The sequence below is a fragment of the Sorangiineae bacterium MSr11954 genome (assembly GCA_037157815.1).
GTDB lineage: Bacteria > Myxococcota_A > Polyangia > Polyangiales > Polyangiaceae > Pendulispora > Pendulispora albinea.
In genome coordinates this window covers 10,119,400-10,135,284 of sequence record CP089984.1, presented here as the reverse complement: position 1 = coordinate 10,135,284, position 15,885 = coordinate 10,119,400, and the positions used below count along the sequence as shown (strand labels likewise).

13 protein-coding genes and 2 pseudogenes are annotated in these 15,885 nt (G+C 63.2%); 8 read left to right on the top strand and 7 right to left on the bottom strand.

Translation table 11 applies throughout. The annotated features are described in order from the left end of the window. Positions 1–106: 106 nt before the first annotated feature. Positions 107–1,360: an MFS transporter gene (locus LZC94_39630; protein WXB13928.1), complete on the top strand. Its 1,254-nt coding sequence runs from the start codon at positions 107–109 to the stop codon at positions 1,358–1,360. Between the two features lie 77 nt (positions 1,361–1,437). On the opposite strand, the gene LZC94_39625 is transcribed toward LZC94_39630, so the two are convergent. Further along, positions 1,438–2,469, bottom strand: a complete 1,032-nt coding sequence (locus tag LZC94_39625; protein WXB13927.1) for a hypothetical protein — start codon at positions 2,467–2,469, stop codon at positions 1,438–1,440. A gap of 291 nt (positions 2,470–2,760) precedes the next feature. Between LZC94_39625 and LZC94_39620 the strand changes: the two genes are divergently transcribed. The 4 genes from LZC94_39620 to LZC94_39605 all read left to right on the top strand — a co-directional run bounded on the left by LZC94_39620 (position 2,761) and on the right by LZC94_39605 (position 5,214). Next, complete coding sequence (locus LZC94_39620) at positions 2,761–3,063, top strand: YciI family protein (GenBank protein ID WXB13926.1); 303 nt, start codon at positions 2,761–2,763, stop codon at positions 3,061–3,063. Continuing rightward, on the top strand, positions 3,060–3,407 hold the full coding sequence (locus LZC94_39615; GenBank protein WXB13925.1) for a hypothetical protein: 348 nt from the start codon (positions 3,060–3,062) through the stop codon (positions 3,405–3,407). The genes LZC94_39620 and LZC94_39615 overlap by 4 nt, the downstream gene beginning before the upstream one ends. A gap of 353 nt (positions 3,408–3,760) precedes the next feature. Next, positions 3,761–4,501, top strand: a complete 741-nt coding sequence (locus LZC94_39610) for a hypothetical protein (GenBank protein ID WXB13924.1) — start codon at positions 3,761–3,763, stop codon at positions 4,499–4,501. Between the two features lie 110 nt (positions 4,502–4,611). Continuing rightward, a complete protein-coding gene (locus tag LZC94_39605) occupies positions 4,612–5,214 on the top strand; it encodes a hypothetical protein (GenBank protein ID WXB13923.1) in 603 nt (200 codons plus the stop codon). A gap of 78 nt (positions 5,215–5,292) precedes the next feature. Here LZC94_39605 and LZC94_39600 read toward each other — a convergent pair whose 3' ends face one another. From LZC94_39600 to istA, 6 genes are all read right to left on the bottom strand, one after another. After that, complete coding sequence (locus tag LZC94_39600) at positions 5,293–5,634, bottom strand: hypothetical protein (protein ID WXB13922.1); 342 nt, start codon at positions 5,632–5,634, stop codon at positions 5,293–5,295. A 16-nt stretch (positions 5,635–5,650) separates the two neighbouring features. Then, positions 5,651–6,364 carry a DUF2306 domain-containing protein gene (locus LZC94_39595; GenBank protein ID WXB13921.1) on the bottom strand — a complete coding sequence of 238 codons (714 nt, stop codon included), beginning with the start codon at positions 6,362–6,364 and terminating at the stop codon, positions 5,651–5,653. Between the two features lie 321 nt (positions 6,365–6,685). Beyond that, a complete protein-coding gene (locus LZC94_39590) occupies positions 6,686–7,867 on the bottom strand; it encodes a hypothetical protein (GenBank protein ID WXB13920.1) in 1,182 nt (393 codons plus the stop codon). A gap of 1,374 nt (positions 7,868–9,241) precedes the next feature. Then, the gene (locus tag LZC94_39585) at positions 9,242–9,982 is read right to left on the bottom strand and encodes a hypothetical protein (GenBank protein ID WXB13919.1); all 741 of its coding nucleotides are present in this window, start codon (positions 9,980–9,982) and stop codon (positions 9,242–9,244) included. An 88-nt stretch (positions 9,983–10,070) separates the two neighbouring features. After that, positions 10,071–10,757, bottom strand: coding sequence for an IS21-like element helper ATPase IstB (gene istB / locus LZC94_39580; protein WXB20307.1), 687 nt, complete (start codon positions 10,755–10,757; stop codon positions 10,071–10,073). Next, on the bottom strand, positions 10,720–12,393 hold the full coding sequence (gene istA, locus LZC94_39575; protein ID WXB13918.1) for an IS21 family transposase: 1,674 nt from the start codon (positions 12,391–12,393) through the stop codon (positions 10,720–10,722). The genes istB and istA overlap by 38 nt, the downstream gene beginning before the upstream one ends. 271 nt (positions 12,394–12,664) lie before the next feature. On the opposite strand from istA, the gene LZC94_39570 reads away from it, so the two are divergent. The 3 genes and pseudogenes from LZC94_39570 to LZC94_39560 all read left to right on the top strand — a co-directional run bounded on the left by LZC94_39570 (position 12,665) and on the right by LZC94_39560 (position 15,775). Further along, entirely contained in the window at positions 12,665–13,801 is a 1,137-nt protein-coding gene (locus LZC94_39570) for an IS701 family transposase (GenBank protein WXB13917.1), read from the top strand. A gap of 251 nt (positions 13,802–14,052) precedes the next feature. Then, positions 14,053–15,120: pseudogene (locus tag LZC94_39565) on the top strand (recombinase family protein). 520 nt (positions 15,121–15,640) lie between these two features. After that, positions 15,641–15,775: pseudogene (locus LZC94_39560) on the top strand (IS701 family transposase). Positions 15,776–15,885 lie beyond the last annotated feature (110 nt).

Genomic DNA, 15,885 nt, shown 5'->3' with positions numbered 1-15,885 from the left:
CCTTCCGGCCGCTGGCAGGGTGCCCACGACGTGGTTCGAATATAGAACCGGATGGCTTGTCGGACAACAGGTTCTATATTAGAACCACTTTCGAAGGAGCTTCACGATGAATTTCGGACGGGAAGCAGAGTCGACCGGGTACGATCCCAGCGCGCCGGCGCGAGCGCGGTCCGCGACCGGCATGGAGGCCGCCAAACCGGCGGCCGGGCTATCGCGGGGCGTGATTTTGCTGTTTGCACTCGCGTGCGGGCTGAGCGTCGCCAACATCTATTTTGCGCATCCGCTGCTCGACGCGATGGCGCACGACTTCGGCATCAGCCCGGCCTCCATTGGCATCGTCGTGACCGCGACCCAGATCGGATACGGGTTGGGGCTCTTCTTCATCGTGCCCCTGGGCGATCGGATCGATCGGCGGCGGCTCATCGTCGGACAGGGCATCGCATCGACCGCGGCGCTCGTGGTCGTGGGTTTCGCGCCGACGGGGGCGGTCCTCTTGGGGGGCATCTTCGTCGTGGGGCTGCTCGCCGTCGTCGTGCAAGTGCTGGTCGCGTTCGCCGCGACCTTTGCGGCACCGGAGGAACGCGGCGCCGTCGTCGGATCGGTGACCAGCGGCGTCGTGCTCGGAATTCTGTTGGCTCGCTTCGTCGCCGGCGTGCTGGCCGATCTTGGCGGGTGGCGCTCGGTTTACCTCACCTCGGCCGCCTTGACCTTGGCGATGGCGGGGCTCTTGTACCGCGTCCTTCCGCATTACGAAAACGGCGACGCAGGGCGATCCTATTTGGAATTGTTGAAGTCGGTGGTGGGGCTGTTTCGGGATCTGCCGCTGCTCCGCGTCCGAGCCGTCCTCGCGTTGCTCATTTTTGCCGCCTTCAATGTGCTTTGGGCCCCCATGGTGCTTCCGCTCTCGGCGCCGCCATTCTCGCTGTCGCATACGGAGGTCGGCCTTTTCGGCCTCGCGGGCGCCGCGGGGACGTTCGGCGCGGGCCGTGCAGGCCGATTGGCAGATCGCGGTCTCGGACAGTGGACGACGGGGCTCTCGCTCGCGCTCATGCTGGTATCGTGGATTCCCATTGCCATGCTGGGCACGTCGTTGTGGGCGCTCATCATCGGCGTGCTCCTCCTCGACTTTGCCATTCAAGCCGTGCACGTCACCAACCAGAGCATGATCTTCGCCGTGAAGCCGGAGGCTCGCAGCCGGCTCGTCGGCGGTTACATGATCTTCTACTCGATCGGCAGCGCGACGGGGTCGATCGCCTCGACCACGGTCTATGCCTGGGCGGGTTGGTCCGGTGTGTGCGCCCTCGGCGCGACCATTTGTGCGATCGCGTTGTTGTTTTGGGCAGCGACACGCCACGTGTGACCGTCTCCGAGTGGCGCCGCGAGGATCGGGCGTCGCGGAGATCGCCCGAACGTGGCGCGGGGCCCTGCCGCGGGAGACTAAGGGCTCGCGACCAGTTGCCCTCTGTGGGCGGGCTTCGCCGGATCGTGCATGGCATTGTCTTGCCAAAGTGCCCACCCGTAGGGCAACCCCTTGCGCTCGACGTATCCGATACCATATCCCGTTCCGCTGAAGCGATTATCGATGGCATTCAGCGCGCGGCCGTAGACATGGTTGAATCCAGCCTCCAAGACCAGTTGATACCCTTGCCCCTCCAAGAGATTGCCCTGGAGCAGGACTTGGTCGATGTCACCCCCGTAGGTCTGAATGAAGAAAGCGGCGGTATCGTTGCCCGAGGACGAATCGAATCGATTGTTGCGGATTATCGCGCGCCGCTCCGGGTGGAGGCGGGTTTCGAAATCCCGAATGGTGATGCCCTCGTTGTGCGAGCCCGTTGACGCAGGATCACCCGTGGCGCGCAGGTGATGAACGTAGTTGCCTCGCGCGACGGCGTCGAGATGATCGCCCGTGTTGAAGAAGCAAATGCCGCTGCCGACATCGTGAATGTCATTGCGCTCGAGCGTCCCGATCCCCAGGAACGCACATGAATACGCGATAGTCGCGCTGGCGACCGCCGTGCCATCGATCTCCGAATCACGGATGACGACCATCGTCGGCGCCGCAGGGCAGTCGTCGCCGCGGCATGCGTCGTTGTCTGTCGTAGTCACCACCGGCAACCCCTTGGCGATGGTGGTCGGGCGGATACAGCTACGCTCGACCACGATGTTCCCCGCCGACAGATCCAAGCCCGTCGCGATGCGCTTCTCGGTGATGATCGTGCCGGCGGGTGGTTTGCTCGGCCCCGCATAAAGTGGGAGGCGCGCGCACTCGAGTCCAATCCGCGCCAGGCCGGTGTTCGACGTGGTCAACTCCCAGCCCGCAGGCGACGGTCCGTCCGCGCTCGCATCGGTGTTCGAGCCACCATCGTTCCTCTCCGAATACCCCCCGTCGCTCGAGCCCGACGCGTTCCCCGTCGAGCAGGACACCGGCACGAGCAGAAGAACCGGAGCAATCCAGCCAACCCATTTCATTGGGGGCGATTGTACCTATTCGAGCGGAACGGCAAAGTACGATATTTTTGCACCACCGCCACCCCGATCCGGCATATGCCGCCAACGAACGGCCACGTGAATCGGCGAGCGCGTTCCGCAGCGAGCTGCTCGACGAAGGTCACGAGCCTGGCGTGCGCCCGATACGCGTTTCCCTTCGGTGAACGAGCGCCGGATCGCGCAGGTCGTCAAAGAGCAAATCATCGCCTCGACCCCGGGCCGCGGGCCCGATCCGCACGGGTGGGTGGTACCATCGACCGAAGGAGAAATGACATGAAGCATTATCTGCTCTTCTATGACGTCACCGCCGATTATCCCGAGCGCCGCGTCCAATACCGAAGCGCCCATCTCGAAAAGGCATGGGCATCGCAAGAGCGCGGCGAGCTTTTGCTGGGTGGCGCGTTCGCGGATCCCATCGATGGCGCCGTTCTTCTCTTTCGCGCCGAGAGCGCGGACGTGGTGCGCCGTTTTGCTGCCGACGATCCTTACGTGCGCAACGGGTGCGTCACATCGTGGCGCGTGCGCGAGTGGACCACCGTGGTCGGAGAAGGCGCGAGCACCCAGGTGCGACCATGAGCCATCGATCGGTCATGCGCGTATGGCGCGCCGAGGCTACACGGGAAGGAAGCCATCTTTACCTGGCACATTTTCGCGAACACGTGTTGCCCGAGCTGCGCCCCATCGCGGGTTTTGCCGGTGCGCGCGTTCTGGTTTCGGACGGCGCAGAGCCCGTGCAGATCGTCGTCGAAACCCAGTGGGCGTCGATGGACGCCATCGCGGCTTTTGCGGACAAGGAGGATCTTACGCGGGCGGTGATCGCCCCCGCTGCGCGCGCCGTCCTCTTGCGATTGGACGAGATCGTCTCGCACTTGGAGATCGCCATGGAATTCACGCCATCGACCACCCCCGCGGCGCCTTGACGGCCGCCACGTACAAAAAAACGCCAACCCCCGTCGCCTCGAGCCGCTGAGTGAGGATAGGCCTTGGCAATGACGTTCCAGCCGGCGCCCTTGCTTGATTCTAGTCCACCCGTCTCGAGAGCCAGGCGCGCGCTCGCGCGGTCCGGCACAATGAGCGCCACGGTGTTCGGTACTGGAGTGTACCAAGAAGGCGCTCGCGCGTGGGAGTGTACCGCTCGTAGGGCGGTACACTTGGTACGCGCAATCGCCTCGGCGGCCGCTTTGTTCGCGGGTTCGTCGAAATCAAATCACCACGAATAGCTGGCTCGAAACTTGATGGCGGCGTGGCAAACACCTGCTCTCGAGGAGCCTTCATGACAAACACATTCAGATGGCGGTGGCTGGCCGGCACGAGCCTGCTGGTAGTCCCGGCACTTGCCAGTTGTGGCGCGTCTGGTGAAAGTGGCGAAAGTACGGAGGGAGACGACATCGCGATGGAGCTCGCGGGCGAGCTTCGAGACGCGCAAGCTCCGAGCATCGAAAGCAATGCTAGCGCGTGCACGCAGTGCAACCCGGGATACTCCTGTATGAACGGTGTCTGCGCCAATGCCCACGGCGTGGACGTCCCTCTCGAAGGGCAACGGGAGAGCGAGTGGTGCTGGGCAGCCAGCTCGCGAATGGTGAAGAGGACATTTTTGGGGCCCGACGCGGGCGTTCCCCTCATGCAGTGCGATCTCGCCAATGCGCACTTTGGCCGCAACGACTGTTGCAAGGTTCCCGTGCCGGGGGCGTGCAACCGACCATCGACCGTGGATCTCGACATCTACGGAATCGATAGCGAGTGGATGCCTTATCTCACGGCCCGCAACATCCAGTATGAACTGGAGACCGCCCATCGTCCATTCATCATTGCCTGGGATTGGCACGGCGGCGGTAGCCACATCATGGTGGGCAAGGCGTTTCACTATGACGTGCAGTTCTGGATCACGTTGAACAATCCGCTCCCCGTCGGGGCAGGAGACGTCAAAACGATAAGCTACGACGAATACATGGGCGGCGTCGAATTCGACCACGAACACCAATCCGACCGTTATGTCCACGGGGAGCGACAATGAAAAACTACTTCATTGGACTGGCGCTGTTCGCGTTCGCGGGCTGCGCACCGTCATCGACCGCGGTAGACGCGGAAGCCAATTCGAAGGCACAGACGCTCTCCGCTTCTGCAATGGACCTCTCTGCGAATTCGCCGGAGCGGGATCGGGCCGCCTTGGCGGCGCTCCCCACCTTGCGAAAGCTCGCTCGAGAACCAGGCACGGTAGCCCTGACATCGCTCGATCTCGATGGGGCTACTCTCGGCGAGGCCATTCCCATGCGCATGGTGCGGTTGGACACGTTGCGCGGGTATCGCGCGGGTGACTCCCCTCAGGGGCTGCTCGTCGACATGGGGACCTTCTTTTATCCGGTCATCGCGGGGGGTGAGGTTCGCACCGGCATGGTGGTGCGCCGGCGAAAGGGGAAGTGGGTTCCATCCGTTTTTGGCCAAGCAAACCTGGCCAAGGCGGCGCACGATACGCGCAATCAGCTGGCCAAGTCGCGAAGCGCCAAGAGCGTGGTGCTCGCAGAAATCCCAGCCCTGCAGCAGCTTCGCTTCCTGGCGCACGAGGAGAATGGCGAGCTTCTCTTGACGCCCGTGGAGGACTTGTCACCAACGCTCTCGAACGCGCCATCCCTGCAGGCGAACCTCGCCCCGGGCAAACCCGAAAGCGCTGCGGACGTTTTCGCGCAGCTGGTCCCGCTGGCCGAACGGACACCCGACAGCATTCCCTGAGATATCGCCTACCGTTGATCACCTCCCTCGCCGTGGGGCATCCCGCGGCGGGGGGAGAGTCGATCCGATACCGAAGATTCAGCTCGGCGGCTTACCCGGAACGCACACCGCAGGAGCGGGGTCGGCGCGCTTGCCGAGCAGGATGCCCGCAGGGCGGTATGCGTCGCCGTGCTTTACAAAGAGCGCACCGCTCTGCGGGTATGCGCAGCCGACGATATCGTCCTCTTGCCATTCGTCGCCGTAGCGCACGTCGACTGCAAACGGGACGTACTCGCGACCGCTCGCGTCGATGATCGCCGTTGCTTGGAGCACGCGCACACGGCGTTCGTGCGGAGGGAGTCGCGCGCGGGAGAAGCGGCTTCGCACCTTCTCTTTCTCGGTCAGGGGCTTTAGAAGCGCTTCCTCGACGCGGCGCTGCACGGCAGCCGGGAGGGAGTCAGCGGCCGACGCGAGCGATGGGACGAGCAACAACCCGAGCACGCAGAAACGTTGCCATCTTGAGACCATGAACCTGCACCATCCTCTTGAGAGATCCGGCCAATGATTCTGCGACTGCGGCGCTTGCAAGGACCGGGCACCACAGCGCAACGACATACGCGACATCGGGACTCATTCCCGCAGCGTCGAAGGCGAAGAGCAGCGCGCGCGACGTCACCGCGACGCTCATCTGGGCGAAGACATGCATCATGGCGCGGCGATGGGCAGCCATCTCCTTGCGCCGCGCTGCGCGAACGCCCTTCACCACGAACCAAGCGACGAGCGCACCACTGAGAAGAAAACCAGCGCTGACGAGCGGGCCGCCCTTTGCTTCGAGCGAAAGGACGGCACCCGATGGAACCAGCGCAAACAGAATGACCGTGCCCGCGATCCGGCCCAGCCATCGATGCAGCACAGCGCGCCGTTGCAGGGTCCGCGTCATCAGCAAGATGCAGAGCGGGAACGCGACCATCGCCGCAACGACGTGAACGCGCAAGGACACGAGCCAGAGCGCCTCGAACCGCAAGGGGAGCCTCTCGATGACGAACGGCGCAAGCTCATCCTGCTCGAAGTACACGAGGCTCGACGCAGTGATGAACGCTGCACCGAGTGCCATCACGGACAGGAAGAGAACTCGGGAGGTCGTTGCACGAAGGCGACTCAGCACCTGCATCCGGACGTTCGTGTTCGGCGAAAGTTCTCTCGGCGCGCAAAATCTCTTGTCTGCTGGCGCTCCAAAGGCGAGGCGGGGTGGACCTAGAAAGATTCAGCCGCCGTTTCGAGGGCTACGGACTGCCATCGGGGCGGCGAGCGTTGGTGTTTTGGGCAGACGAATGCGGTGCGCCGGCGAGGCGATACCAGGGTGAGATGCGAACGGGCGTAGATCGCGCTTGGAGCTTGTGGCCGGCCGAGGGCCTCGCCGCGCGCACCAGCGCAAACGAGCAAAGATGGCCCCTCCAGCAGCCGAGGTGCGGGAGGGGCCAGGTGGGGACGATTACTCGACGACGGTGGGCGGGCCGAAGGTGCCGTTGGGGGCGATCTGGGTCGTGACCCAGAGCTGCCCATCGGGGCCGGCGCCGAAGATCGCGAGGCGGCCGTCGGCTCGATTGCCGATGGCGGGGTTGCTGACATAGGCGCCGGGGAGCACGCCGCCCGGCGCGCCCTGGCGGCGATAGGCGAGGCCGTTATCGGGGATGCGGGCGACGACGAAGATCCTCCCGTCGGCTTGCTGGCTCGTGGCTATCTTCGAGTCGATCACGAAGAAACCGCCCTGATAGAAGTGGTCGCGGAAACCGTCGTTGGGGGCGATCTGCGGGACGACCCAAAGGGCATTCTCGTTGAAACCAATGTAGAACGCATCCACCCGGCCATCGGCCCCGCGCTGCGCGGCGGGCAGCGAGCCGAGCTCGCCGAGGAGCGGCTCCCACGCGCTGTAGGGGCCTTTGGAGGTGACTTGGTGGCTGTACTGCAAGTTGGTCTTGGCGGTGGTGGTGCTGCGAATGAAGAGGGACAGCCTGCCGTCGGCGTTGGGCGCGACGGTGATCTCGCCCGCGGATTGTCCGCCCAGCGAGGACCATGGGGTGAACCTTCTTCCGTTGGGTTCCCTCTGCCGGAGGACCCACACGGCATTATCGGTGCCGCGCACGAACACCTCGAGGGAACCGTCGAGGTTCTGGCCGACCGTGGGTTGGGAGGTGAGGATGCCGCGGTGGTTGACCCATGCACCGAACGCGGCGTTGGGCGCGACTTGGGTGATGGAGAGCAAGGCGCCGGAGCCCGCGGCGCGCACGAACACCGAGAGGCGGCCGTCGGCGTTCGGGGCCACCGCCGGGTTCGCGTCGATGCGTCCACCGAGCCGCCGCCAACGACCCCAGCGATCGCCGAACCTGGCCTGCACGTTGTACCAGAGCGCGTCGTCGCCGCCTCGAACGAAGACCGTCAATCTGCCCAAGGCGTCGCGGCTCACGGCGGGATCGCCGACGACCCCGGGCCGGAGGTCGGATTCCGGGTTCGGTGTCGCATCGTCCTCGATCGCGGCGGTGGTCGCTTCGTCGGTCACGTTCGTCGCGTCGGCAGCGCCGGTATCCGCGGAGCAACCGGCGAGGGCGCAAGCGAGGATGGGCAGAGACGTGAGCGAAACCCAAGTATCCATCAGTCGATTCGAGATGGTGTCCATGGCAACTACCTCCAATTGCGACTTTCGCGCGACGCCTGCGAGCGTGTTGAGCCGTCGTCATTGCTCGGCTCGCATCGGGGTGGAGCGCAGGACGCCACTCGGAAGCGTTTAGTGATTAATGTCGATTTAGGATCGCATCAATCGATGAGGCGTGTTTAATCGAAATATGGTCCAAAAGACATCTAAGATGAAAATCGCGACGGGCACGCGTGACGCTCGTGTACGGCTGGAATGTCGAGTCAAATCATTCGATTGAATTGTGTGGTGGGTGGAGTGAAAGTGATAAATAGTTTTGGTGCGACATCACGTTTCGATTCATTCTAAATGTCGTATCGCCGGGTTGCGGGCTCATGACGGGCGGCGCGCGATCGGGACCTCTCGGACGGGCGGATCGCTGTCGCGCGTGTGGCGATCGTGCGAACGCATCGGCGCGAGGCGCGCCGAGCGTATGGGGCTGCACCGCTCAGTCGCATGGTCTGCGCGACGGCCGCGCTGGGATCCGTCCTATTGACCCGCTTCGTGTCCGTTGCTCCCCTGGTGCCATGTCGCGCGCCGCCACCTTGCTCGGTGCCGCATCACTCGACGAGCTGCTCGCGCGGATCTCGGTGAAGGCGTTCGTGCCCGGCGCATTCGCTTTCGCCTCGACTTCAAGGGCGACGCGTTTCTTCGCGACGCCATCCGGCGCGAGCTCCAGCGCATCGCCCCGCCGCCCGCCTCCGGCTCGGCCCATCGAGAAACCGCCGAACACCAAAACCGAACACGCTCCTGGGCACCCGAACCAATCGCCGAGGGCTCGACCCACACCTCGGAAAAATCCACCTGTGCGAGCTCGCCGAGCGTGTACACCAGGGGAACAGTCACATCACGCTCATCGCTACGAAATTCGGCCACCGATCGCCGCACGGTGCGCTCGCTCGCCGTGTGCCTGTTTTCACGCAATAGCTCCCCCAGCCGCTTGGCCGTCAGCCGCTGTTTGCCCGCCGTAAAGGTTCGGCGCGCTCGCCAGATGGAGTGGGCCGCGCGAGAAAGTAAGCGGCTCGATCGGCTGCTCAAAGACGCGCGAGTCCCCGATGGCGTGAGCTTGGAGGAGCTATCGTGCGAGGCAGGGCGCGGTGGCGATCGCTCCTTCGCGCGGACGCTGGGAGCGTGCCAATGGGTCCGAGCCAAGCCGAATGTGATCGTCCTGGGCGCCGCGGGGGCGGGAAAAGCTTCCTGGGAGCTGCACTCGCTCAAGCAAGTGGAGACTCGACGGGTTCTGTTGCGGCGACATCTTCTGTGTGATCCATATTTTCGTCGGTTGGCATAATCGTTCTCCTAGTATTTTCGTGTTATACAGTGAGCCCAAAAAGAAGAACCGGAGGTAGTGGCCTTCTGTCATCTTGCCGATGGCATGCACGAGAGATCTTTCAAGCGCCTCGTTGCCAAGCGAAAACTGGCGCTCTTCGGGAACTTCGCAAAGAGTTCTCGCAATGACGTATATCGTGTGCACGCGGCTGCTGTGTCGCCCGCCGCATCGTGGGCCAGTGCTGCCGCAACCTGGCCATGCACGTACTCCATGGGATCAAATGCGAGACAGCACTGTGCCGCCGCGTCTGCATGCTGGACCGCGTCTTGGGTGCGGCCGACGCGGATCAGTTCGGCCGACGCCCGCGAAAATGTCTCAGCGGACATTTCAATCCAGTCTTGAGCATACTCACCTGGTGCGATAGGTGGTGCCATCTCGGCGCCCACGCCGGAAAGGCCCGCAAATCCGCTTAGCCAGGTCTCCACGGGGGACCGATCGCTCACCCGAATCCAAGCGTCCCTAAGTTCGCGGTACTTCTTCGTGTCAATCGAGCCCGTGATATAAGCTAATCGCGCAAATTCGATATCGCCGTCGAACGTCTCGTCGGCCGTCCAGGCGCGATGTTCTCGTAGTGCCGTTCCAGCGATCGAGCGGGCTTCTTCCGCATGGCCGAGCTCCCGCAGCAGCTCGATGAGCTGCAAGAGAGGTATGCCGCGGAAACGGCCATTATTGCTGGTTCGAACAGCCTCGTTCCATTGTCGGACGAGGTGGAGAGCATTGTCGAAGTCTCCACTGACAAGGGCCATCGCATATTCGTCGCTTAACTGCATATTCCGAAGGACCCGGGGAGCTGTTCCAAGCCGACGCGGGGGCTCAATCCGACATGACGCGGGGCCCGGAGCGTAGCGACGAGCGTGGTCAGGTTTTCGTTTCGGTCACCTCGGGGGCAATCGCCTTCTTCTTCCGCATCGAGCCGCCCCGAAGGGTCACCACGTGGGCGTTGTGCACGAGGCGGTCGCAGATGGCGTCCGCCATTGTCGCTTCGCCGATGGCTTGATGCCAAGTTTTCGTCGGAAGTTGCGACGTGATCACCGTCGACGATTGGTCGTACCGATCCTCCAGCACTTCGAGCAGATCGCGCCGCTCGATCTCCGTCATCGGCGACAACAGAAAATCGTCGAGCACGAGGACCGACATCTTCGCGATGCGCGCGAGCGCCTGGGCGTAGGTGCCCGCGGCACGCGCGACGGCGAGCTGCTCCAGCAGGCGCGACGTGCGAATGCAGAGCGCCCGAAAGCCTTGCCGGCACGCCGCTTGGGCGAGGGCTGCACCGAGAAAGCTCTTTCCGCCTCCCGTTGCTCCGACCACGATCACGTTCTGTTTCGCTCGGACCCAGTGGCAAGCCCCGAGCGTACGCGCGAAGGAGCGGTCGACACCGCGGCCTGCTTCGCACGATAGCTCTTCGAGGCTCACGCCATTGGGTATTCGGGCGTCTTTGAGCAAACGTTCGAGTCGCTTGTTTTCCCGTGCCACCCATTCGCGGTCGATCATCATCCCGATCACCTCGTCAGTGGAGAGGGGTTCCGTCGGGGGAGACGCGTGCATCTCGCGCACCGTCTGTGCCATCACGTGCAGCTTCATCTCGACGAGCTTCTGAATCGTTTCTTCCAGGATCACGTTCATCCTCCGTATCGAAGTAGCTTGCGCCGCGAATGTGCTCGTGCGCGATGGGCGCTCGAGTTGGGGGCTCGACCCGCGGCGCGCGGTCGAGGCCATTTTTGAGAATCGCCGTCACGCTCTTGCACGTGGGGCTGCCGATGCTCAGCGCACGAGCACACGCCGCATTCACGCGAGCCTTGCCGTATCGGTCGGCGAGCCGAATCACCCCGAGGCAGGTACGGTATCCGGTCTCTGGGTGCGTACGCTGCCCGAGAGCCCGACGCGCGAATTCACCGACCTGATCGCCAATGCTCTCGGCCCACGCGACCACGCGCTCGGGCGGCCACTTGCCATAGTCGCGGTGCTCGCGTGGCCGGTGTTCGTCGCAGATCACCGCCGTGCCCTTCGGACCATAACTGCGCACGTGGGACGCCACGCGCTCGCTCTGGTGCAGGATCTCGACACTCGTCGCGGTTGCACGAATCTCCACCTCGGCCCCCACCATCGTGTACGGCACGCTGTACAGTCGGTGCTCGTAGTCGACGCAGTAATCAATATTGACCTTCACCTTTCGCCACTTCGCGATCTGGTAGCGGTGAGCGGGCAGAGGGCGCATGGCGGGCTTGTCGATCGTCTCGAAGGCCGAGTGCCGGCATCCTTCGAGCTTTTGAAACGGGCGCTTGTTGAGCTGCTCGAGCAGCTCGCGGACCGCCACATTGAGCTCACCGGGTGAGAAGAAAGTCCGATTCCGGAGCGCCGCGAGGATCCACCGCTGCGCGATCAAAACGCCTCCCTCGACCTTCGCTTTGTCCCTCGGCTTTCTCGGCCGCGCCGGAATCACCGTTACGCCGTAGTGCTGCGCCATCTCGAGGTAGGTCGGGTTGATGTCCGGCTCGTACCGATCCGGCCCCGAAACGGCGCTGCGAAGTTGATCGGGCACGACGACCTCGGGGACGCAGCCGAAGTACTCGAAGGCGCGGATCGTCGAGCCGACGAAGTCGGCGACCTTCTGCGTGCGCGTCGCCTCGGCGTACGTATAGTTGCTCGCGCCGAGCACCGCGACGAACAGCTCGACTTCGTAAACCTCTCCGGTCGATGGATGGACGACGTGTGGCTTTCTCCCTGAGTAATCGATGAACATCTTTTCGCCGGCACGATGCACCTGGCGCATGACGACGCTCAGCTTCTTCTTCCACTGGGCATACAAGGCGCAAAAGCGGCTGTATTCGTAGGCTTTGAGCGGTGCCTGACCCATCGCCCCATCGCGGTACTCGACCCACAACGTTTGCAACGTGACCGCCGGACGCGACAGCTCTCGATGCACCCACGCGAAATCGATCGGCACGCGCGACGGCGGCTCGTTACGGCCACCATCGTGGAACAACCGCCCCTCCACCTCGGCGTCGCTCAGCAACCGGGCCTCCGCCCACGCGAGCCCCGCGGCACGTGCGCGCGCCAGGTAATCGCCGACGGTCGTCTCACCGATTGCCACCGACGCCGCGATCTCGGCGTGGCTGCGCCCGCACTCGAACTTCAATCTGAGAACTTCTCGGACCTTCCGCATGGACACTCGCTCCGACATCGCGCCTGTCTACGCGATGAAGCTGTGACCCTGCTCGCCGCTGCGGGGGGGACCGCCCCCTTTGGAATGCGTCCCCGGGTGCCTAGGAATCGGCCCCCGGGTGTCGTTGGAATGCGTCCCCGGGTGCCCAGGAATCGGCCCCCGGGTCACGTTGGAATGAGGCCCCGGGTGTCGTTGGAATCGATCCCCGAGTCACGTCGGAATACGCACTTAACACTACTCGGTCACTTTTTACTTTCCATTCGGCGGCCGCTCTGCTTCATTGTGGGCCGTGTCTTCGACAGGTTGGGAGCAGCGCTTCGATCGGTTCCTCGAGCCCTTTCTCGCGGCGTGGCGGACGAAGAAACGCAGGTATTGGGCACCGCTCTACCTGCGAGGGCTACTGCTGCCCGGCGAGCGGAAGAGTATCGAGCCGCTGGCAGAGCGAGTTGCGCCTGGTCACGAGCAGGAGTTGCGTCACTTCGTAAGCGAGTCTGCTTGGGACGCCGCGGCGGTCGAAGAAGTGCTGTGGGAGAAGGCGGATGCATTACTTGGTGCGGACGATGCGTTCTTGATCATCGACGACACCGCACTCCCAAAGAAGGGAAGCGAATCGGTTGGCGTCGCACATCAGTACTGCGGAGCGCTCGGAAAACAGGCGAACTGTCAGTGCTTGGTGTCCGTGACGTTGGCCAACGACATCGTTCCCCTTCCGCTGTCCTTGCAGCTCTACGTTCCGATGGATTGGGCTGCCGACCCGGAGCGACGCGCGAAAGTGGGCATCCCGGACAACGTCGTCTTTCGCGAGAAGTGGAGGATCGCGATCGACGAAGTGAGACGCCTTCGGAAAGCGGGCGTTCGGTTCGGGACGGTGCTGGCCGACGCCGGTTACGGCCACTGCACAGAGTTTCGCGAGGCGCTTTCGAGCGAAGGGCTGCTCTGGGCACTCGGAGTACAGTCGACTCAACAGGTCTATCCGGCCAACGTGAAAATCAAGATGCCAGCTCGCATCGGAAATCAGAAACATCCGATTCCGAGTCACCCCGTCGATGCCGCCTCGGAGATGATTCAGGCCCTCGGTGATAAAGGATTCAAGAAAGTCACCTGGCGAACAACGACGACAGGCAGACCGATGAGTGCCCGCTTCGCTCGTTGTCGCGTCGCCATCGCAGACGGCAAGCGAACCGGCGTCGGATGCCGTTTGCCCGGCACGGAGGCCTGGCTCGTCTGTGAAGAACGAGCGAACGGCGAAAAGAAGTACTACCTAACGAACCATCCAACCGACGCATCGCTTCGGAAAGTCGTGGGCGCGATCAAAGCGCGCTGGTCGTGCGAGGAAGCCCAGACGCAAACCGTAAAATCTTGGTCCGCTTCGCGCTGGAGCGACGAGTTTTCAAGCTGGTTCGTCGATCGCGACATCGCGGCGTAGCCGAAAACTTGCCCTGCGGCGCGAGTCGTGATGGGGCTCCCTCGCGCGGGGAGGCCATCGGCGATGGCGAAGCGAAAATGGAAGGTCGAGTTACGCGCGAGACCGCAATCCGACGGTTTGGAACGACTCGGGCAGGTGGTGAAGCTCGTGATCGTCCGAGAGGCCGCCGCCCGCGCAATGCAAACGGACAACAACGAGAGGTCGAGGCTCCTCATCCCCACGAGCGTCGGCGTTCTCGAGGAGCGTGATGCATGAAGAACCGAGCGGCGCTGTACGCGCGCGTTTCAACGGCGCGCCAGGAGCAAGAGAAAACGATCGGCTCGCAAGTCGAAGCGATCGAACGCGCGTGCGCCGCTGGTGGCGTGAGCATCGCGCCGGATCGGCGCTATGTCGATGAAGGATTCAGCGGGTCGCGTTTGGACCGCCCCGCGTTCGATGCACTTCGCGACGCCGCGGCAGATGGATTGATAGATGTAATTTACATATATTGTCCTGATCGGCTCGCGCGAAGTTACGTCCATCAGCAGGTCATCCTCGAAGAGCTCACCAAGCGTGGGGTGCGCGTACACTTCGTTGAACATCCTGTCGGCGAGCGTGCGGAGGATCGACTGCTTGTCCAGATGCAAGGAGTGATCGCCGAGTACGAGCGTGCCAAGATCCTGGAACGTACGCGGCGAGGACGAATGCACAAAGTGCGCGAAGGTCGAATGCTTCCTTTTGGAATACCGCCGTACGGATACGCGATCGTCAGGACGAAGGCCGTGCCCGGTGGAAGCATTGTGATCGACGAGGTCGAGGCGCAGAATGTCCGTGCGATGTATCGATGGGTGCTCGACGAAGGGCTGAGTGCACGGCAAGTCGCCAAACGATTGAACGCGCTCGGCATCAAGCCGCGCCGCGCCAAGATCTGGGTCGCAGGCAGCGTGCACGTCATCCTGACCAACGCTGCGTACACGGGCATGGCGACGTACGGCAAACGCGAACCCGCAGAGCCAAAGCGTCCGCGTCGTCCTGGTGGATATCGTAAGAACGCGAAGAGCTCGCACGTCATCCGCCCGCGGGCGCAATGGCTACACGTTTCGATTCCTTCGCTCGTTACCGAAAAGGATCAAGAGTGCGTGCGGACACGGCTGGCGAAGAACAAAATCTGGGCGCCACGCAACGTGCAGCATGACTACTTGCTGCGGGCTCTCGTCACGTGCGGTGAGTGCGGTTGGAAGATGGCGTGTGGGCACCAGTCGAGCGTGTGCAAGCGCTACGAGTATTTTTACTATGAATGTGCTCGCCGCGATCCTGTCGACACCGGGCGAATGAGCAAGTGCACCGCCAAGCGCGTGCGCGCAGAGGAACTCGACGGTGTTGTGTGGGACGCGATTCGATCTTGGGTGCAGAGCCCCGCAATGCTCCAACGCGAACTCGAACTATGGCGAACAAGTCGTCAAGCCGCGTCGAGCGTTGCCAAGGAGCTCGCGCGCCTGGAAGGAGCGAGACGACAACTCGAACTCCAAGTCGAGCGATTGATCGACGCATACCAACGAGGAGCGATCAGCGTCGAGCAACTGAAGTCCCGACGCGAGAGACTCGACAGTGCCATGGACTCCGTCAGCCTCCGAGGCGAGGACTTGATTGGTCAGCAGATGGACTCCACCCGCGTTACACGCATCGCCGATGACCTCGCGGCCTTCGCCTCGACACTCCGCAAGGGATTCGACAAGCTCGACTTCACCGAGCGCCAAAGGATCGTCCGTCTTCTTCTTGAGCGCGTCGTCGTTACCGGCGACAAGCTCACGATCGAGCACGCTATCCCTCTGTCAGGACGATTTGGTGGTTTGCGTCAAGGTGATCGAGCAAGGCCACCAGCAGCTAAAAGAGGAGCTCGGGCTCGACCACTTCGAGGGTCGCTCCTGGCGTGGCCTTCATCACCACGCACTTCTCACTCTCGTGAGCTTCGCGTTTCTTCAACAGGAACGCCTCCGCGAAAATAAAGCTTCGGCGTAGCGAGGACCCGCACCGGCCGGCGACGCTCCCTTCGATTCGGAAGCGTCTCCTGCAGTGCCTCACTACGCCTTGCCCGCGATGCAGCG